21 protein-coding genes are annotated in these 18,692 nt (G+C 70.7%); 14 read left to right on the top strand and 7 right to left on the bottom strand.

What is annotated here, in order from left to right; genetic code table 11:
- The 7 genes from HS104_23330 (at position 1) to HS104_23360 (ending at position 5,029) form a co-directional block, all read left to right on the top strand.
- Complete coding sequence (locus tag HS104_23330) at positions 1-420, top strand: hypothetical protein (GenBank protein MBE7482897.1); 420 nt, start codon at positions 1-3, stop codon at positions 418-420.
- Positions 417-1,241 carry a hypothetical protein gene (locus HS104_23335; GenBank protein ID MBE7482898.1) on the top strand — a complete coding sequence of 275 codons (825 nt, stop codon included), beginning with the start codon at positions 417-419 and terminating at the stop codon, positions 1,239-1,241. Before HS104_23330 ends, HS104_23335 begins: the two co-directional genes overlap by 4 nt.
- A complete protein-coding gene (locus HS104_23340; GenBank protein ID MBE7482899.1) occupies positions 1,238-2,134 on the top strand; it encodes a hypothetical protein in 897 nt (298 codons plus the stop codon). The genes HS104_23335 and HS104_23340 overlap by 4 nt, the downstream gene beginning before the upstream one ends.
- Positions 2,135-2,184: 50 nt before the next feature.
- A complete protein-coding gene (locus HS104_23345; protein MBE7482900.1) occupies positions 2,185-3,549 on the top strand; it encodes a sulfatase in 1,365 nt (454 codons plus the stop codon).
- Between the two features lie 146 nt (positions 3,550-3,695).
- The gene (locus HS104_23350; protein ID MBE7482901.1) at positions 3,696-3,911 is read left to right on the top strand and encodes a hypothetical protein; all 216 of its coding nucleotides are present in this window, start codon (positions 3,696-3,698) and stop codon (positions 3,909-3,911) included.
- On the top strand, positions 3,908-4,318 hold the full coding sequence (locus HS104_23355) for a PIN domain-containing protein (GenBank protein ID MBE7482902.1): 411 nt from the start codon (positions 3,908-3,910) through the stop codon (positions 4,316-4,318). The genes HS104_23350 and HS104_23355 overlap by 4 nt, the downstream gene beginning before the upstream one ends.
- Positions 4,319-4,516: 198 nt before the next feature.
- Entirely contained in the window at positions 4,517-5,029 is a 513-nt protein-coding gene (locus tag HS104_23360; GenBank protein MBE7482903.1) for a hypothetical protein, read from the top strand.
- Between the two features lies 1 nt (position 5,030).
- On the opposite strand, the gene HS104_23365 is transcribed toward HS104_23360, so the two are convergent.
- Genes HS104_23365 through HS104_23375 form a run of 3 tightly spaced genes read right to left on the bottom strand, consistent with a single transcriptional unit; the run spans position 5,031 to position 7,982 of the window.
- Positions 5,031-5,516, bottom strand: coding sequence for an 8-oxo-dGTP diphosphatase (locus tag HS104_23365; GenBank protein MBE7482904.1), 486 nt, complete (start codon positions 5,514-5,516; stop codon positions 5,031-5,033).
- An 8-nt stretch (positions 5,517-5,524) separates the two neighbouring features.
- Positions 5,525-6,745, bottom strand: coding sequence for an acyl-CoA dehydrogenase family protein (locus tag HS104_23370; protein MBE7482905.1), 1,221 nt, complete (start codon positions 6,743-6,745; stop codon positions 5,525-5,527).
- A gap of 22 nt (positions 6,746-6,767) precedes the next feature.
- Complete coding sequence (locus HS104_23375) at positions 6,768-7,982, bottom strand: acyl-CoA dehydrogenase family protein (GenBank protein MBE7482906.1); 1,215 nt, start codon at positions 7,980-7,982, stop codon at positions 6,768-6,770.
- A gap of 132 nt (positions 7,983-8,114) precedes the next feature.
- Between HS104_23375 and rplU the strand changes: the two genes are divergently transcribed.
- The 6 genes from rplU to miaA are packed head-to-tail and all read left to right on the top strand — an operon-like array spanning position 8,115 to position 12,886.
- The gene (gene rplU / locus HS104_23380; GenBank protein MBE7482907.1) at positions 8,115-8,426 is read left to right on the top strand and encodes a 50S ribosomal protein L21; all 312 of its coding nucleotides are present in this window, start codon (positions 8,115-8,117) and stop codon (positions 8,424-8,426) included.
- 10 nt (positions 8,427-8,436) lie between these two features.
- Entirely contained in the window at positions 8,437-8,700 is a 264-nt protein-coding gene (rpmA, locus tag HS104_23385) for a 50S ribosomal protein L27 (GenBank protein MBE7482908.1), read from the top strand.
- Complete coding sequence (locus tag HS104_23390) at positions 8,646-9,539, top strand: HAD family hydrolase (GenBank protein ID MBE7482909.1); 894 nt, start codon at positions 8,646-8,648, stop codon at positions 9,537-9,539. Before rpmA ends, HS104_23390 begins: the two co-directional genes overlap by 55 nt.
- 33 nt (positions 9,540-9,572) lie before the next feature.
- Positions 9,573-10,187 carry a hypothetical protein gene (locus tag HS104_23395; protein ID MBE7482910.1) on the top strand — a complete coding sequence of 205 codons (615 nt, stop codon included), beginning with the start codon at positions 9,573-9,575 and terminating at the stop codon, positions 10,185-10,187.
- A 9-nt stretch (positions 10,188-10,196) separates the two neighbouring features.
- Positions 10,197-11,978, top strand: coding sequence for a DNA mismatch repair endonuclease MutL (gene mutL, locus HS104_23400; GenBank protein ID MBE7482911.1), 1,782 nt, complete (start codon positions 10,197-10,199; stop codon positions 11,976-11,978).
- Positions 11,978-12,886, top strand: a complete 909-nt coding sequence (gene miaA / locus HS104_23405; protein ID MBE7482912.1) for a tRNA (adenosine(37)-N6)-dimethylallyltransferase MiaA — start codon at positions 11,978-11,980, stop codon at positions 12,884-12,886. The genes mutL and miaA overlap by 1 nt, the downstream gene beginning before the upstream one ends.
- Here miaA and HS104_23410 read toward each other — a convergent pair.
- Together HS104_23410 and HS104_23415 are read right to left on the bottom strand one after the other, a co-directional pair.
- Entirely contained in the window at positions 12,863-13,738 is an 876-nt protein-coding gene (locus HS104_23410; protein MBE7482913.1) for a hypothetical protein, read from the bottom strand. The genes miaA and HS104_23410 overlap by 24 nt on opposite strands.
- Positions 13,738-14,298, bottom strand: coding sequence for a hypothetical protein (locus HS104_23415; protein ID MBE7482914.1), 561 nt, complete (start codon positions 14,296-14,298; stop codon positions 13,738-13,740). The genes HS104_23410 and HS104_23415 overlap by 1 nt, the downstream gene beginning before the upstream one ends.
- Before the next feature lie 52 nt (positions 14,299-14,350).
- Between HS104_23415 and HS104_23420 the strand changes: the two genes are divergently transcribed.
- On the top strand, positions 14,351-15,748 hold the full coding sequence (locus HS104_23420) for a hypothetical protein (protein ID MBE7482915.1): 1,398 nt from the start codon (positions 14,351-14,353) through the stop codon (positions 15,746-15,748).
- A gap of 2 nt (positions 15,749-15,750) precedes the next feature.
- Here the strand turns inward: HS104_23420 and HS104_23425 are convergent, their stop codons facing one another.
- Both HS104_23425 and HS104_23430 read right to left on the bottom strand, forming a co-directional pair.
- Entirely contained in the window at positions 15,751-16,281 is a 531-nt protein-coding gene (locus HS104_23425; GenBank protein MBE7482916.1) for a hypothetical protein, read from the bottom strand.
- On the bottom strand, positions 16,281-18,689 hold the full coding sequence (locus HS104_23430; protein ID MBE7482917.1) for a S8 family serine peptidase: 2,409 nt from the start codon (positions 18,687-18,689) through the stop codon (positions 16,281-16,283). The genes HS104_23425 and HS104_23430 overlap by 1 nt, the downstream gene beginning before the upstream one ends.
- Positions 18,690-18,692 lie beyond the last annotated feature (3 nt).

Raw genomic sequence — 18,692 nt, forward strand, 5'->3', positions numbered from 1 at the left:
ATGGTCACCAGCGCTTTCGACGAAGGGCGCCCGCTGGGCGTCGAGCTCAGCAGCGAGGAGTTGCAGGCCATGTACTTGGCCGGACACGCGCTGTTCGAGCAGGGCGACTTCCGCCGCGCCGCCGACGTCTTCCGCTTCATGGTCCTGGTCGAGCCCTTGTTCGCGGAGGCGTGGCAGGGGCTCGGCAAATGCCACGAGGAGCTCGACGACACCGAGACCGCCGCGCTGATGTACGAAGCGGGCTTCCGGCTCGGCGGCAAAGACTCGACGCTGGGCTTCCTGTGCGCTCGCGCGCTGGCCAAGACCGGAGACTCGTCCGGCGCCCGCGACAAGCTCGCGGAGCTCGCCGAGCTCGAGCTCGAGCCGCACATCGCGGCAGGCGTGCAGGCCCTTCAGCAGCTGGTGGGAGGTGCGTCATGAGCGCCGTCGCAGGAGTCGGGGCGCAGCCGAGCGCGCCGGCGGCCGTGGGAGGCGCCGACCCCGAGATCATGATCGCGTCGCTCGAACAGCAGATCGGCGACATGCAGCTCACCTCGGGACGCTCGCGGGCCGAACAGCTCTCGACGAACCGCAAGGCTTCGCTGGAGAAGGCCAAGCAGTCGCTGCGCGACGCCCGGGAGAAGGAGGACGAGGGAGGCTTCTGGTCCAAGCTGGCCAGCAAGGCCAAGACGGTCGCAACCGTCGCTACCGTCGTCGCGGCCGCGGCCGCCATCGGAACCGGAGCCGGAGCGCCGGCAGGGCTCGCCCTCGTGGCGGTCGCGTGCAGCGCAGGCAGCTTCGCCATGAAGGAGACCGGCGCCGACACCAAGCTCGCGACGTTGTCCATCGGGGGCAGCGAGTTCGACCTGAACCTGTCCGACTGCGTGGCGCTCGCGGGAGTGGCTTGCGGGTCAGTGGGCGCGGCAGGCGCGGCGGGCTCGACTTCCACCGTCGCCACGGGAACGGCCGCCGAGGCATGTCAGGTCGCCGGAGTAGCCGCCCAGGCCACCAACGTCGGGGCGACGGGCGCGCAGGCCGTGTTCGTGGTGCGCGCCGGCGACGCCCAGGCCGACGCGGTCGAGCACCACGCCGACTCGCGAGAAGCGACCAACCGCGCCGACAAGGCGCAGAGCCAGATCGAAGATCAGATCGACCTCCTCCGCGGCGCGATGGAGACGCGCCGCAAGGTACGCGAGGCGGTCGGCAAGATCATGGAACAGCGTCACGACACGATGGTTCGATTGATGGAGGTGCGAGCATGAACCCGATTGGAGCAATGACCGGAGGCGTTTCGAAAGCAGTGAACGGCGTGCCCGGTGAGGCAGCGCCGTCCGCGCCGGGCGCCGTGGGCGCTCCGCCTCTGCCGGAGCCGACCGCGGGGTGGACGGACGCGACGACGGCGGCGCTGGCAGCCCTCGCCGAGTTCTTCCAGAAGAGCCGCGAGGGGATGCGGGAGGTCAAGAAGGCCTTCGATGCGTCTCGACAGGCTCAGATGGCCAAGGAGGTCGAGTCGATGCGCGAGCAGGCAGACGAGATCCGCACCGGTGCCGTGGTTCAAGGGGTCATGCTCGGCGCCTCCGCGACCGCGGGAGCGTTCGCGCTCGCGACGAGCTCAGGCACTGCGAGCGAGCCCGCCGCCAAGGAAACTCCCGAGGCGTGCCGTCCAACCGCTCCCGCTCCGACGACCCCGAGCGCCTCCGCCCCGACGACCCCGAGCGCCCCGGCGAACACGACCCCGAGCGCTCCCGCGAACGCGACCCCGAGCGCCTCCGCCCCGACGACCCCGAGCGCTCCGGCGAACACGACCCCGAGCGCTCCCGCGAACGCGACCCCGAGCGCGCCAGCGAACCCCCCGGCGGGTTCGGACGCTCCCGCGGCGACCAGCCAGACCTCGAAGTGGCTCGAGTTGGGCAGCAAGACCGCGCGTGACTTCGCGGACCCGGTCAAGACCATGTACGACGCGCGGGCCAAGGAGTGCGAGGCCGACGGCGCCGCCGCTCGGATGAACGCCGAGCGGGCGAAGTCCAACGGCGAAGACATTCAGGGGATGGCCGACAGCCAGAGCGAGCTGGCTGCCAAGGCGATGGACGCGATCCGCGCGGTCCTCGACGCCCGGCACGCGGCGACGATGGCGGTGCTGTCTCAGAGGGGCTGAGGGACGAAAATTGCGGCACTCCGCGCGGGACGGGTCACAATTCCCTTCCCGTGCGCCGCGCCCTCGCCCTTCCCGCCCTGCTGGCCGCCGTTTTCGGCTGCTCCAAGGGCCCGAGCACGCCGCGCGAGAGCGCCGGGCCGAGCCTCGAGGTCGCCCCGGTCGGGGCGGCGCCCCTCGGCTCGGTGAGCGGCCCCGAGCTCCTGCCGGAGGTCGAGAAGCCCAAGGCGCGCCCGCCCTACAACGTGCTGTTCATCCTGATCGACAGCCTGCGCTGGGACATGCCCTGGACAGGCTACGAGCGGCCCATCGCGCCCTGGCTCGACGCCTTCGCCAAGAAGAGCACGCTCTATCCGCGCAGCTACTCGCTCTCGAGCTACACCGCGAAGAGCGTCGCGCCGGCGCTGGTCGGCAAGTACCCGAGCGAGATGCAGCGCGACGCCTTCTTCTTCACCATCTGGGGGCCGGACAACCTGTTCTTCGGCGAGCGCGCGCAGAAGGCTGGGCACCGCACGCTGTCCGGGCACGGGCACGGCTACTTCAAGCCCGTGATGGGCATGGGCCAGGGCTTCGACGACTACCGCCTCCTTCCAGGCACCGAGCTCGACATCCACGGGGTCGAGGACGTCACCAGCGAGTCCCTGAACAAGCTGGCCAAGACGATGCTGAGCGTGCCGAAGAACGTGAGCCAAGAAGACGGCAAGCGCTTCTTCGCGTACTTCCACTTCCTCGATCCGCACTACACCTACTTCCAGCACAAAGAGAGCCCGGACTGGGGCCTCGACCTCCGCGCGCTCTACGACAACGAGGTGCACTTCACCGACCGCTGGGTGGGCGACCTGGTCGACTGGGCGCAGAAGCAGCCCTGGGGCAAGGATACGGTCATCGTGATCTCGGCGGATCACGGCGAGGGCTTCGGCGAGCGCGGGCGCTTCCGCCACGCCTACGACGTCTGGGAGAGCCTGGTTCGCGTGCCGCTGATCATCCACGTTCCCGGCGCCGAGCCGCGGCGCATCGAGACGCCGCGCAGCCACATCGATCTGGCGCCGACCTTCGCGGATCTGATGGGCCTGCCCCACGACCCGCCGTTTCGCGGCAAGAGCCTCTTGCCCGAGGTGTTCGGCGCGCCGGCGGAGCTCCGCCCCATCGTGACCGAGCTGCCGCGCTGCGACATCATGGACCGCCGCCGCGCGGTCATCGACGACAACTGGAAGATCATCGAGCTCGGCAACGACGCGGAGTGGCTGCTCTTCGACGTGATGAAGGACCCGAAGGAAGAGAACGATCTCTCCAAGAGCGATCCCGAGCGCTTCGCGGCGATGAAGGAGCTCTACGACAAGCTCTCCAGCGAGATCCCCAACGAGCCCATCCCGGGGCTCGTCCCGCTCAAGGGCGCCCCCAAGGGCCAGCGCTGGTGACGGAGGGTCGAGCCGCTGCACGCGGCGGCGGTTCGTCCGGTGGGGCAGCTTCTCCGGGGTGTGCAACGAGCGCGCCGCCTTGCTCCGTGCTCGAGTACGAGTATATTTGAAATAGCATGCCCACCAGCGTTCACATCCCAAAGCCCTTGCTCGACGCGGTCGACGAGAAGGCACGTTCGCTGCGCATCAGTCGCAACCGGCTGATCATCCAGGCGCTCGAACGCGAAGTCGACGCGCGCGGTTGGTCTCCAGGCTTCTTCGCGGCGCTGCAGCGGCTGGATCCGGACACGCTCGAGACGTTCAGAAACAGCATGAGCGTGGTGCGACGGAGCCGGCGTTCCAAGCGCCCAGTCGAGCTGTGAAGTACGTTCTCGACACGAACGTCGTTTCGGCGCTCCTCGAGGGTGACGCCCGCGTGCTGGCCCGCCTCGCGTCCTTGTCCCGGGACGATGTTGGAGTCCCACAGCCTGCGCTCTCGGAGATTGCTTACGGAATCGCGCGCCTGCCCAGGTCCAAGCGCAGAGAGCTGCTGCGTGAGCGCTTCGAGCTCGTGCGATCGGAGCTCAAGCGAGCCGAGTGGTCCGACGGTGTCACTGACGCTTTCGGAGAGATCAAGGCGACGCTCGAGGCAGCGGGGACCAGAATCGAGGACTTCGACGCCGCGATAGCCGCCCACGCGCTCGCCAATCGGGCGGTTCTCGTCACCGGCAACGTGAGGCAGATGGCTCGCATCCGTGGTCTCCTGCTCGAAGATTGGACGCGGCGCTGAGGCGCCGCGCCGGCGAGGCGCGACAACGGGTCGAGGCCGTTCGAGGGCGCGCCCGAGGGCCAGCGCTGGTGACGCGGTGATGGAGGGCTGAGCCCTGCCGCGCGGCGGGGTAGCGACGGCCGAGCCGAGCGCCAAGTCCGCGACTCTGCACGCGGCACGCCGGTTGCTGAGTCTCCTGCCCAGGAACTGGAGGAGATCATGTCGAGGCCATTCGTGTTCGCATTTCTCGGGAGCTTGCTGTTGTCGTCGGGGTGTTACATCGAAGCTAACGACAACGGGGACGGCCCGTTCGACGACGACGACTCGGAGCAGTCCGACTGCACGTCGCCGGGCAAGAGCCCGCCCGCGACGAACGGAGTGGACTCCGGCACGAGCGACGCCGCCGGCTGCCAGGCCCACGCGGACTGCGGCGCGGGCTTCTTCTGCTTGTTTGGCTCCGGGCAGTGCACGACCGCCGCGAGCTGCACGGTGGAGTCCGACTGCCTGGGCGGCTTCAACTGCGACGTCGCCCAGAAGAGCTGCCTGCCCGCGGCGGACGAGACCTGCGGCGAGCTCGAGAGCGAAGCGGCGTGTATCGGTCGCGCCGACTGCGCGCCGAGCTACGCGGGCGTGGACTGCAGCTGCGGGCCGGACTGCAAGTGCGTGGGCGGCGAGCCGGGCTGCGTATGCGCGGGCTTCGAGTTCTTCCGCTGCGAGCAGGTCTTGCCGTGAGTCAGGTCTCGAGGGCGTGATCCAGCATCGCGTCGCCGTCGAAGACGAAGCGCCCCGAGAACCGGCGCCCCGCGAACATCAGAGGCAGCCAGATGCGGTCGTCGGCCCACATCTCGTCGTACGGAATGGCTTCAACGGGAGTCCAGAGCGGGATCGCCTCGTCGGTCTCGCTCGGCTCCCCGGTGCAGCCCGCCGCGCGGAACACGTGCACGTGGATGGAGTAGCCATCGACGAACTGAAAGCGGAGCTCGCCGCACTCGCTGATGTCGTGCGGCGTCACGCACACCTCCTCGACGACCTCGCGGATTGCCGCATCGAGCGGCGTCTCCCCCGGGTGCATTCGCCCGCCCGGCCCGTTGATCTTGCCCGCGCCCAGCCCGCGCTTCTTGCGGATCAGGAGCACCTGCCCGTCGCGGACCACGAACAAGAGGGTGGCCAGGTCCTTGGCCTTCCAGGTCGGCCAGTGGATGTCGGCGAGGGAGCGCACGACGTGAGTCAGAACGCCTTCAAATCCGTGAGCAAGCGCTTGCTGATCACGATGCGCTGGATCTGGCCGGTGCCTTCGAAGATGTCGTAGACCTTGATGTCGCGGAACCACTTCTCGAGCAGCGCGTGATCCTCGGACAGCGAGCCGTGGGCGCCGCAGATCTCGATGGCCTCGATGCAGGCGTTGATGGCGGCCTGGCCCGCGAGGGCCTTGCTCATGCTGGCCTCCTTGGCGTTCGGCACGTGCTGATCGGCCATCCACACGGCCTTCCAGGTGAGCATGCGCGCGGCCTCGAGCTGGCGGCCGACGCGCGCGAGGCGCTCGGCGATGGCGGCGTAGCGCGGGATGGGACGGCCGAGCACGTAGTTGTCCTTGACGAAGTCCCGCGCGTATTCGTACGCCGCGCGGCCGATGCCGCAGGCCATGGCGGCGACCAGCGGGCGCGTGCTGTCGAAGGTCTTCATGGCGGTCATGAAGCCCTCCTTGGACTGGTACTTCTCCTCGCCGCCCAAGAGGTTCGCGACGGGGACGCGGCAGTCCTCGAGCACGAGCTCGGCGGTCTCGTTGGCGCGCAGGCCCATTTTCTCTTCGATCTTGCCGACGAAGAAACCGGGCGTGCCCTTCTCGACCACGAACGCGCGGTGCCCGGCGCGGCCCAGGGCGGGATCGACGGTGGCGAAGATCACCACCCACGAGGCGCGTCCGCCCATGGTGATGTAGCACTTGCGGCCGTTCAGGATGTAGTGGTCGCCGTCCTTCTTGCAGCTCGTGCGGATGGCGCCGACGTCGCTGCCGGCGCCCGGCTCGGTGAGGCCGTAGGCACCCCAGCGCAGCTCCGCGCTCATGTCGCGGAAGATGGAGAAGAAGCGCTCGCGCTGCTCCGGCGTGCCGGTCGCGCGCACCGGCGGACCGCCCAGGCCCGGCCCGGGCACGCTCAGCATGATGCTGGCGTCGGCCCACGCGAGCTCTTCGGCGCCGACGGCGGCGGTGCGGTTGGTCTGCACCGGCTTGTTCGGATCGCGGTTCTTCGGACCCTCGTTGAAGTCCTCCATCGGGTTGTTCTCCCCGCGGAGGGCCTGGCTCATCATGTAGAAGTTGCGCAAGAAGTCGGGGGCGATGGCCTTCTCGCGATCCCAGTCGAGGCTCTGCGGCCGGATGACGCTCTTGCCCATGTCGTGCAGGGCTTCCTTGAGCATGCGCTGCTGCGTGTTCAGCTCGAAGTCGATCATTTTCGGGTCTCCTCGTGGGCGCTCAAGTCAGGACGGCCTGCGTCTCGGGGGTGGGTAAGACCAGGGCGGGGTCGAGCGGGATGCCCAGCTCCACGGCCGCGGCGAGCTGGTCCATCTGCTCGGCGGTGGCACCTGCGAGGGCCATCTGCTTGGCGTCCCGCATCAGCTTCTCGACGATCACGTCGCGCATGAAGCCGGCCCCGCCGTGGAGCTGCACCGCGTCGTCGGCGCAGCGCATCGCGACCTGGTGCGCGTGCGCCACGGCCTGCGCGGTGGCGAGCAGGCACGGACCGGGTTCCTTGCCGCTGTCCCAGAACCAGGCCGCTCGGCGCACGAGCTCGCCGGCGCTCTCGGCGTCCATGTGGCGATCGGCGAGCGTGAAGGCGATGGCCTGGAAGTGGCCGATGGGCTTGCCGAATGCCTTACGGATGTCGCAGTACTCACGCGACACGTCGAAGGCGAGGCGCGCGAGGCCCACCTGACGCGACGCCACGATCAGCGCGTACTTGGCGAAGAAGCGCGTGCACGCCGCGATGAAGTCGCCGCGCCCTTCCAGCCGATCGGCATCACTGACCTTGGCGGCCTCGAACACCAGCTCGCCGAAGTGACCGCAGTCGAGGCCCAGGGTCTTGTGCCGCCCGGCCACGCGCAGCCCGGGGTTTTCCTTTTTCACCACGAACGCGCCGATGCCGTTCCAGCCTGCGGCGGCATCGACCTGTGCGAACACGATCAGGGACTTCGCGAGGTCGGCGTTGCCGACGAAGGCCTTGGCGCCGGTCAGCTCCCAGCCACCGCTGACCTTCTTGGCGCTGGTGACGAAGCCGGCGCGCTCCCGGTTCGGCTTCCTCTCGCTCCAGGCGACGGCACCGAAGGTGTCGTGAGCGGCCGGATCGGCGAAGGGCGCGAGCAGCTCCTTGGCCTGCTCGTCGGAGCCGAGCTCCTGCGCGGCGAGCAGGTAGGACCCGAAGCCCGGCAGCCCGAAGGGCGCGGCGGGATCCCCGTAGGCGAGCTCCTCGTTGATCATCACCGCGGTCAGCAGGCCAAGGCCTTGTCCGCCCAGCGCCTCGGGCACGGCGGCGAGGCTGAGCCCCATCTCGTGCACCGCCTTGCGAGCATCGGCGGCCACGGCGTGGGCTTTCTCGAACTCTCGGGCGCGCGGCGAGAGCGTCGCCTTCGCGAAATCGGACACGGTGCCGGTGATGAGCTTCTGGTCCTCGGTGGGCTCGAACGAGATCATGCCGGTTGTATAGTTTCACTCCATAATCCGGGCAAGCAGAATCGGCCAGGAGGCCGGTGGGGAGACTTCCCCTGAAAATCCGCTCATGTCTTGCGCGGCCCGGACCTGCGAGCTAGGGTCCGCGCCCTTCCGATGGCAACTGCAGTCATCCGCACCGGCGGCAAGCAATATCGAGTGGCCCAGGGCGACACCCTCGTGGTGGAGCACCTCGCGGGCGAACCCGGCACCAAGGTGGAGTTCACCGAGGTGCTGATGATCTCCGGCGACAGCATCAAGGTGGGCAAGCCCACCGTCGCGGGCGCGAAGGTCAGCGCCGAGATCGTCGAGCACGGCCGTGGTGAGAAGATCACGACCTTCAAGTTCAAGCGCCGCAAGAAGTACCACCGCAAGATGGGGCACCGTCAGGAGCTCACTTCGGTCAAGATCACGGGCATTCAGGGCTGAGGGCTGAGCGATGGCACACAAAAAAGGTGGCGGTTCCACTCGTAACGGTCGCGGCTCGAACGCGCAGCACCGCGGCGTGAAGGTGTACGGCGGCGAAGCGATTCGCGCCGGTGGCATCCTGGTGCGCCAGGTCGGGCAGTCGATCGCGCCTGGCAAGAACGTCGGCGTCGGCCGCGACTACACGCTGTTCGCCTTGGTGGACGGCGTCGTCGCCTACGAATTCGCCACCAAAGACAAGAAGCGCGTCTCCGTCTATCCGGTGACGGCAAGCTGACCCGCTTCAAGCTGCTCGTCACCGACCTCGACGGCACCCTGCTCGACTCGAGCGGTCAGGTGCACGAGAGCGACTACCGAGCCATCGCAGAGCTCACGAAGCGCGGCGTCCACGTCTCCGTGTGCACGGGGCGCATGTACTCGGGCACCCGGGAGATCGCCCGCAGCATCGGCGTGGCCGGGGCCGTCGGTTGCCTGGACGGCAGCCAGGTGGTGGATTGCCGCGACGACAGCTCCATCGCCACCCACCCCATCCTCAGCGAGGCCGCGGAGCCGCTCTTCGACGCCGTCGAGGAGTTCGACCCGATCACCTTCCTGTTCGCGGAGGACACCATCCTCCACGACGAGCGCGGCGACCCCTTCCTGCCCTTCGTGGGCCTCTGGTCCAAGCGCTCGGTGCGCCTGCCCCGGGTGCTCGATCCCAGCCATTTCGCCGAGGATCGCACGGTGGCGGCGCTGGTCTCGCTGGGCGAGGAGGCGCAGATCCGCGCCACCGCGCAGCGCATCTTCGAGCGCGTGGGCGACCACATCCAGATCGGCTTCTTCTCGGTGGCGCGCCAGGATCTCGACGCGAGCTGGGGCATGGTCGTGCGCGCGGCGGGCGTCAGCAAGGCCACGGCCCTCGGGCGCATCGCCGAGCACTACGGCGTGACGCTGGAGGAGACCGTCGCCGTGGGCGACTGGGTGAACGACATCTCGATGCTGAAGGCCGCCGGCCGGAGCTACGCGATGGGCCAAGCACCGGACGAGGTGAAGGCCGCGGCGACCGAGACGCTGGAGGCCGACGCCTGGAGCGGCGGCGGCATCGAAGAGGCGGCCCGCCGCGCGGGTTTGCTCTGACGCTCCCCTGGGGCATGCTAGTCGAGAGCTCGCGTGGCGGACCCGAACGAAGACAGCACCCCGAAGCGGCCCATCTTCTTGGTGATCGCGCTGGTCACGCTCTGGCTCGTGGGCATGACGGCGGCGGCGGAGGGCTTCGCCGCCATCGAGATCGTCAGGAATCCGTTCTCGTCCGCGTTCGGCTCGCTGCGCGGTGACGCGACCCAAGACATCCTGACCCGAGCCTTCGTGGACGGCGTGATCTCGATCTCGAAGGTCGCCCTGCCGCTCGGCGTCGCGCACGTCATCCTGGGGGCGCTCCTGGTCGCGGTGAGCAGCAAGGCCCTGTTCGCGCGGCGCGCGTCGCCGTGGTTCGCGCTCCAGGTCATCGCCGCCAACATCGCCGTGCTCGTCGCGGGCTACGCGCTGTACCAGCCGGTGCGCTCGAGGGTCGTGGACGCCATCGTGGCGAGCGGCGTCGAGCAGCGCCCGGCGACGATCTCTCCGACCGACTTCGACAAGCTCGTGCGCCTGAAGTCGTGGTGGACGTTCCGCTTCCGACTGGGGATCCAGCTGGCCGTGCTGGGCTTGGGCGCCTTCGCGGTGACGCGTCGCTCGGCCCGTGAGGTGCTCGCGCGCCCGGAGCCCAGCCCGACCGAAGAGAGTTGAGCGAGGGCCGTGGGGAACGTCCGCATCCTGCCCCCGGAGCTCGCGAACCAGATCGCCGCCGGCGAGGTGGTCGAGCGCCCGTCGAGCGCCGTGAAGGAGCTGCTCGAGAACGCGCTGGATGCCGGGGCGCGCCGCTGTCAGGTCGAGATCGAAGCCGGCGGCGTCGGCCTGATCCGGGTCTCCGACGACGGCAGCGGCATGAGCGACGACGACGCGAAGCTCGCGCTGGAGCGCCACGCGACCAGCAAGATCGGCTCCCTCGCCGAGCTCGGCCACGTCAGGACCTTCGGCTTTCGGGGTGAGGCGCTGCCGAGCATCGCCTCGGTCAGCCGCTTTGCGCTGACGACCCGCGCACGAGAGAGCGACGCCGGCGTCGAGCTCGTCGTCGAGGCTGGGGCGCCCCCGACGGCGCGCCCCGCCGGCACGCCGGTGGGCACCACGGTGGCGATCCGCGACCTCTTCTACAACGTGCCGGCGCGCCGCAAGTTCCTGCGGGCCACCGGCACCGAGGCGGGGCACGTGACCGACGTGGTCGAGTCCGCGGCGCTGGCGCGCCCGGACGTCAGCTTCACGCTGGTGCGCGATGGGCGACCGGTGCGCGAATGGCTGCACGTGACGACCCGCGCCGAGCGCGTGGCGCAGGTGCTCGGCGACTCCGAGCTGGCCCGCTGCACCGGCGAGCGCGGCCCGCTCTCCGTGGAGGCGTTCCTGGGGCGACCGGAGACTGCGCGAGCCGGCGCCGGCGGGCTCCGGCTCTTCGTCAACGACCGTCCGGTGCGCGATCGCGCGCTGGCGCTGGCGGTCGCGCAGGCCTACGGCAGCGTGCTGGAGCGCGGGCGCTACCCGCGCGGCGTCGTCTACCTGGACATCGATCCCGCGCTGGTGGACGTGAACGTGCACCCGCAGAAGGCCGAGGTGCGCTTCGCCGATCCGCGCGCGGTCAACGACGCGCTCTACTCGATTTTGTCGCGGGAGCTGTCGAGCGCGTTTTCCATCCCGCCGGCCCGGCGCTGGAACCCCGCGCGCGTCGCGCCGCCCCCGCCGCCACCCGCGCCGCCCGAGCCTGCCGCCCCCGCCGCCGAGCCCGCCGATCCTTGGGGGCTCGCGGCGACCGCGCCTGACCCGCCGGCGGCGAGCTACTCCAAGCCGGAGGAGCCCCTGGTCGCGGTGCAGGACGCGGCCCGCGCGCCGATCCGCCCGCGGCCCGAGATGCGCTGGGCCAACCTGCGCTTCGTCGCTCAGGTGCGCCACACCTTCCTGGTCTGCGAGGCGGACGACGGTCTGTACGTCCTCGATCAGCACGCCGCCGCCGAGCGCGTGACGTTCGACAAGCTGCGGAAGGCGTATCGCTCGAGCGCGGTCTCCTCGCAAGCGCTGCTGTTCCCCGTCATGATGGAAGTGACCGGCGCCGAAGCCGACCTGGTCGCCACGCGCGGCGAGGAGATCGCGGCCGTCGGGCTCGATCTGCGCGTGCGCGGGCCCGAGACCTTGAGCATCCACGCCGTGCCGAAGCTGCTGCAAAAGGCCAGCCCCGAGCGCCTGGTCCGCGACCTCCTGAGCGAGGTCCTGCGCGGCGGCGGCCGCGGCTTCTCGGACGCGGTGGATCTGGCCCTCGCGACCATGGCCTGTCACGCCAGCATTCGCGCCGGCGATCCGCTCTCCGCCGGCGAGGCCACGGCGCTGCTCCGCGCGCTCGACGAGGCCGACTTCGCCGGGCACTGCCCGCACGGGCGCCCGGTGGTGACGTTCACGGGCTGGAACGAGCTGGACCGTCGCGTCGGGCGGCGCTGATGTCGGACGAGCTGCTCGTCGTCGTGGGCCCCACCGCGTCCGGCAAGACCGAGCTCGCGGTGCGCCTCGCCGAGGCGCTCGGGGGCGAGGTCGTCAGCGCCGACAGCGTGCAGGTCTACACCCGCTTCGAGATCGGCACCGGCAAGCCCAGCGCCGCGGAGCTGGCGCGCGCGCCGCATCACCTGATCGACGTGGTCGAGCCCAATCAGCCGCTCGACGCCGCCCAGTGGGCCCAGCTCGCGGAGGCAAAGATCCGCGAGATCTCCGCGCGGGGACGGCGCGTCATCGTGTGCGGCGGCACCTTCCTCTGGGTGCGCGCGCTGCTCTACGGTCTGGCGGAGACGCCGCCGGCCGACGCGCAGATTCGCCAAGCTCACCAGCGGCGCGCCGAGGCCGAAGGACGCGCCGCGCTCCACGCCGAGCTCGTCCGGGTCGATCCGGATTCGGCGGCGCGGCTCAATCCGAACGACCTCGTCCGAGTGAGCCGCGCGCTCGAGGTGTTCGAGCTGTCGGGAGCGCCGCTCAGCCGCTGGCACGCGGAGCACGCCTTCGCCCGCGTGCGTCACCCGCACCGGCTGCTCGGCGTGCGCCAATCCGCCGACGCGCTCGACGCGCGCATCGCGCGGCGCCTCGATCGCATGCTGGAGGCAGGCTGGGTGGCGGAGGTCGAGGCGCTGATCGCCCAAGGCTTCGGCGAGGCCCGCGCCATGGGCTCGGTGGGCTACAAGCAGATCCGCGAGGCGGTCAGCAGCGGCAACACCGCCGATCTTCGCGAGCGCATCTACCGCGCGACCCGCGTGTTCGCGCGGCGGCAGCGCACCTGGCTGCGCGCTCAGCCGGTCGAATGGCTCAAGCCCGAGCGCGCGTTCGCCGGTGACCTCGCGTCAGCTCTTGCCGAGCGCGAGTGAGGCGTCGAGCAGCTCCGCGAAGCTCTGCGGATGGAACGAGCGCGCCGCGGAGACGAACGCTCCTGCGGGTGCCGAGGTGGCGATGGCGGGGCGCTCGACCACCTCGGCCCGTACTGCCTGCGGCATCGGCGCCTCATCGCGCACGGCGTGAACCGGCGGCGCTTCGGCAACGGGCTCCCCGAGCTCGAGCTCGGCCTCCTCCGCGGGCTCGAGCTCGACCGTCGCCCCGAGCTGCGCGGCGGTGGGCTGGGTCCTCGAGACGATGTCCACCTCTCGGAGCTCGTCGAGGTCGGGGACCGCCGGAGCGGCGATGCCCTGCGGCAGCGGCGCCGCCTGGGGCCCCGACTCGGGCGGCGGGGTCTTGAGCGGGATCTCGCGCCCCTCGTCCATCTCGACGGCGTCCGCGGCGCCCGCGAGGGCCTCGCCCATGCTGCCGGCGATGGGGCGGCGGGAGGACGCCGGGGGCTCCTCTTCCTCCTGGACCTCGGCCTCGGCGACGAGCGCCTCTTCCTCGGCAGGCGCCTCGGTGATGTCCACGATCTCGTCCTCGAGCAGGTCGAGATCCTCGATCGACGCCTCGCCGGTCTCGACCGAGACCTCCTCTTCGGCCGGCTCCTCGATGGCGCGCACCATGGAGGTCTCTTCCGCAGGCTCGGCCTCTGCCACCATCGGCTCCGGCTCCGCGATCATGACCGGCTCGTCCATGGGCACGAGCTCTTCTTCGGGCTCGGGTTCCGGCGGAGCCATCGCGATCGGCGCGACCACGGCTGCGCTCGCACGAGGAATCGACGCGTTCTTCTGAACTCGTTCGAGCAGGCCTTGCAGGCGCGCGATCTGATCTTGCGTGCTCATCATCCTGCGCTTCCTTCGTGAAGGCGCGCGATGGCGTCACCCCAGGTCTTGCCCTCCGCCAGCCAGCCCCGCACCTTCTCGGCGCCGGTCGTGCCTGCCATCAGGAAGCGAACGTGGTCAGCGTCGCGACCGAGCAAGACCGCCCGCCCGTCGCGTCCCATGCAGCGCTGGAGCGCGCCCTCGAGCACCGCACCCAGGAGCGCGTCGCCCGCGCTGCCGAGCGGCGAGCCCTCGATCACGAACACGAGCGCTTTGCCCCAACGCTCGAGGGACAGCGAGCCGAAGCCGAGCAGCGCGAGGTTGCCCCCCAGGTGCTCGACGAAGCCCTCGACGCCGATGTTCTGTCCCGAGTCCCCCCAGTGCGCCGTGATCCGGAGCCCGACCTCGGTCCCGAGCTTGCGCCCGAAGTCCGCCAACGACTCTGTACCGGCGTGCTTGCACAGCTCGACCAACGCGTCCGGCGGGACGAGCAGGCGGGGGCCGGCGCCCTCCAGGTGCACGGATCCTCGCCCCAGGTCGAACTTCACCGAGTGGGACGGGTCGAATCGCGAAACGGCCATGCTGCCTCGTGGTGCGGGAGCCCCTCTCCGGGTGTGCCAGTATAGGGCGGCCGTGCGCGAGCGTGTCAATTCTCCGCGGGATCTCCGGGGCGTGGGGTGCCTCGCGGTCGCCTTCGCGGCGCTCGCGCTCACGCTCCCGGCCCGAGCCCAGCCCCCGCGCGAGCGCCCGCTGCTCTTCGGCGGCGGCCCCATTCCGGAGAAGGCGCCGGTCCAGAGAGACCCCTGGCTGCCCACGGGCGCGCGGGTTCCCTCGGCCCCAGACAGGCCCGGGGACGTCGAGCCTCCCGGCTGCTCGTTTCGCTACCCCGTTTGCGTTCACCGCGGCGCGGGGGTCAGCGAGACCGCGGCAGCGCAGGCGCTGGTGGCGCTGGAGGGTGCGTATCAGCGCTTGGTCCACGTGCTCGGCTTGCCCGCCCCAGCGTGGGACGCCGGGCGAGGCGGCAGCGATGCCCTGGACCTCTACTTGAGCGTGGAGCCGGCGCGCCTGGAGGTCGAAGCCGAGCCCATCGTCACCGGGCGCTTCGACCGCGCTGCTGCGTTCTGTCGCGTCGGCCCGGTGCCGTCGAGCCGCGACGCGACGCTCTGTGTGGGCGAGGCCATCGCGCTCGCGCTCGATCCCGCCGAGACACCACACTTGCGTCGCGCCTACGCCACGCACCTCTGGCACCTCGGCGCGCCGCCGGTGAGCGCCGATCTGGAGGCCATCGACGACGTGCAAGCAAACCCCGAGCGGGCCATCGCGACCCGCGAGCGGGGACCGGCTTCGGAGGGCGCGGCGCTGCTCTTCGAGCACCTCGACGCGAGCCGCGGCACGGGCTTCCCGGGCACGCTCGCCACCCACCTGCTCTCCATCGCCGTCAGCAAGACCGAGCCCCGCGCGCTGCTCTGGGACAACTCACCGGATCTGTTCGACGCGCTCCGCCGCGCGCTGGACGACAAGCCGCGGGACGCGGCCATGTTGTTCGCCGATCTGGCCGTCGCCCGCGGGTTCCTCGGGGCGCGGGACGACGGCGGACACCTGCCGGCGCTGGAGTGGACCGGCTCCTTCGGCCGCGCGCGCTTCGACTGGTCCATCAAGCTGTCGAGCTTGCCGCGCCGCGTGGCCTCGCTGCGACCCATCGAGCCGACCGGCGTGATGTACGTCTGGCTCGAGCTGGACCAGGATCTCGGGGACAAGGAGCTCGGATTCCAGGCCGAGTGGGAGTCCCCGGTGTCGTTCCAGTGGGCGCTGGTCAGCGTCGACGAGGAAGGGCAAGAGCTGAAGCGCATCTACGCGCCGTTCGTCGAGCGCGGCACTCGAGTGGAGCAGGCGCTCTCGGATCTGAAGGGTGCTCGCGGCCTGATGATCGTCGGCACGAACCTGGGCGGCGTGGGCCTCGCGTATCCGTTCGACCCGGACTACGCGCCGTTCGAGCCCCACGGCTGCACGGTGTACCTGACCAAGCTCTAGACTCAGTGGTTCGGCTCGAACGTGAGCGGCAACTCGAGCTCGTCGTCCTCGTCGCGGGCGGGCGACAAGCGCTCCTTCTTCACCGCGTCGAGCACGCAGGTCTCGAAGGCCGGCAGCGCGAGCTCCTTCGAGCTCTTCGCGCGAACTACGCTGACGCTCTTGACGGCGCCGCTCTGATCCGGAGCGATGCGCAGCGTCAGGCGACCCTTGATGCCGAGAGCATGGCGCGCGTGACAATCCTGGGCGGCCACGCCGATGCGCCGGATGCCTGCGGTGCGCGGATCACCCGCGGGCGCTTCGGGCTCCTTCGCGTCGGTCTTGAGCGCCGGCGCGTTCGGGGAGGAGAGCGGCGGTGGTGCAGCGTCGGCCGGGCTCTCTGCTCGCGGCGCGGCGCTCGGCGTGGCGGGCGCAGCGCTCGCGGGCGCGCTCGGCGCGGGCTCCGGCTCCGGCTTCGGCTCGGGAGCCCGAGGAGGCGGCGGCTCGGCGCAAGCAGCGAGCACACACAGGACCGAGAGCGCGAGGAGGCGGTGCATCAGCTCCGGCTCCTTGTGTTGCGCCGGCGCGCCCAGAAGATCGAGAGCAGCAGAAACACGCCGGGGTGCAGGCCTCGGTCAGTGATCGAGCAGCCGCCGCGGGCGTCGGCACCCTCTTCGGCGAGGGCCCGATCCACCGCGATGGGCACGCTCCGAGCCAGGAACGGCTGGCCCCGGAAGCTGAGCGCGAGCCGGAGCTCGCCGCCTCCCGAGCCCGCATCCCCAGCCGCGGCGAAGCGCCAGAGCCCGGGTGCCAGCCGGGTCAGCGGCGTCACCACGCGCCCGCCCTCCACGGCCAGCTCGAGGCTCGAAGGATCGAAACCGTCCACGATGTTCTCCTCGGCGGAGCGCAGCTCGAGCAGCGCCTCGAGGGGCCAGCTGGGATCGGGGTGCGCGTAGGAGGCCGCGAGCGCGATCCAGCTTTCGCTCGCGTCCGGCTCGGTCCCGAGCGGCGACTTCGCCGAATCCATCACCGCGAGGGTGCCGACCAGGTCGAGCTCGCCCGGTCCCACCTGTTGCTCGAGCAGCACCGTTCCGTCGAGCGCGCGAGAGCCGGCCTGGAGCAACGTCCGCACGCCGAGCTGGTCGAGCGACGGATCGCGCTGAAAGAGCAGCGCGATGGCGCCGGACACGATCGGCGCGGCCATCGACGTGCCGCTGGAGAGCGCGTGGAAGTCGTCGATGACCAGGCAGCCGGGGCGTTCGCCGCACACGCTGCCGCCCGCGAAGATGCCCGCGCCGCCGTTCTTGTCGGGGTCGGACAGCGAGGACATCGCGCCGATCACGAACGCGCCTGGCGCCACCAGATCCGGCTTCATCTGACCGCTCGAGCTCGGACCGGCTCCGCTGAAATAGGCCGTCGAGTCGGGCACCGGCGGGCTCATCGTGCCGAGCTTTTGCAGCACGACCTTCTCCTGGTTGCGATCCTCCCAGAGCACTCGGTTGACCGTGGCGCCGACCGCGATGAGCGCCGAGCTCGAGGCTGGGATGCCGATGGTCCCCTCCTTGCTCGCGCGCGGGAACAGCGCGCCGGGGGACCCGGCGCCCGGCGTGAGGTCGCCCTCGCTCTGTAGCCACATCCGCGCGGTGCCGTGACCTTCGAGCCGCAGCGCGAAGGTGGTGCTGGCGGCCCACGTCCCTTCGATGATGACCACGGCGCCGTTCGAGCCCTGGGTGATCGGGCTGCCCGCTCCCACGACCTGGTTCAGGATCGTCACCTCCACGCCTTTGTCCGAGTAGGCGGCGCCCTCTCCCGGCGGCAAGGGCTCGATCCACTCGCCGTCGGAGTCGTCCACACCGACCTCCAGGCGATCACCGGGGCGACCGCTGATCCAAACGTAGACCGTGGCGCTGGTGCTGCTCTTTCCCACCGGCGGCGTGATGATGGGCACGCGCACGCTCGACTCGCGCGGCACGTGGACCTCGGTGTGGATGCCGAACGGCTGCGGATATCCGGAGTAGACCGCCCCGTAGACCCCGCCGCTGTTGCCCGCGGCGACGACGATGGCGCGCCCGACAGTGCCCGGCCCGACGAACGCCGCGAGCCCGCGCTCGAGCGGCGTGAGCCCGTCGTGGCCCCCGAAGTCGCTGCCCAGGCTCAGGTTCACCACCGCGGGCGAGCCGAGCTCCTTGGCGCGCTCGAACACGAAGCGCGTGGCCAAGAGCACGTCGGGATCGAGGATCGCACCGTCCCCGCTGCGCGTGACGCGCACGCCGACGATCGTCGCCTCGGGTGCGACCCCGACGTATTTGGCAGGGCTCTGCGACAGGCCGTTGCCCGCCGCGAGCGACGCGACGTGGGTGCCGTGGCCGAGCGTGTCGCGGGGCAGGAGCACCGAGTCGCTGGCGATCAGCTCGTCGATATCGTCTGCCGAGAGCACCGCGCAGGAGTAGCCGTTGCCGGTGCAGCCGAAGTCGGCCTCCAGATCCGGGTGACGCCCCAGGGGTTGCATGGAAAAGTCCAGCGCCCAGGCGACGCGGGACTTGCCGGCGGCGTCGCGCAAGTCCGGGTGCTTCGGATCGAAGCCGGTGTCGACGATGCCCACCACCACGCCTGTGCCGGTGAGGCCGGTGAGATCGCGGAACTGCGCGACACGCGTGGTGTCGTCGGCGGCGTTGAGCAGCGGGCGGCGGGGCGGCGCCCAAGTGATCGGCCAGTGTGGGTGAGCGGAGGCTAGGGCCGCCACGCTGGCGACGTTGCCGTGGTAGGCGGCAAAACCGGGGGCGACGCTCACCAGCCCCGGCGGCGCCGGCGCGCCCGGCGGTAGCTCCACCAGCACCGAGAGCGCGCGATCCGGCGACTTGTGCTCCAGCACGCGCCCGAGCGAGCGCGCGTCCACCTGCGCGACCGCTGCGGACGCCACCAGCACGACACACGCCGAGGCGCGGAGCATCAGACCGGAACGCACCCG

It is taken from the genome of Polyangiaceae bacterium, from assembly GCA_015075635.1.
Taxonomy (GTDB): Bacteria; Myxococcota_A; Polyangia; order Polyangiales; family Polyangiaceae; genus JADJKB01.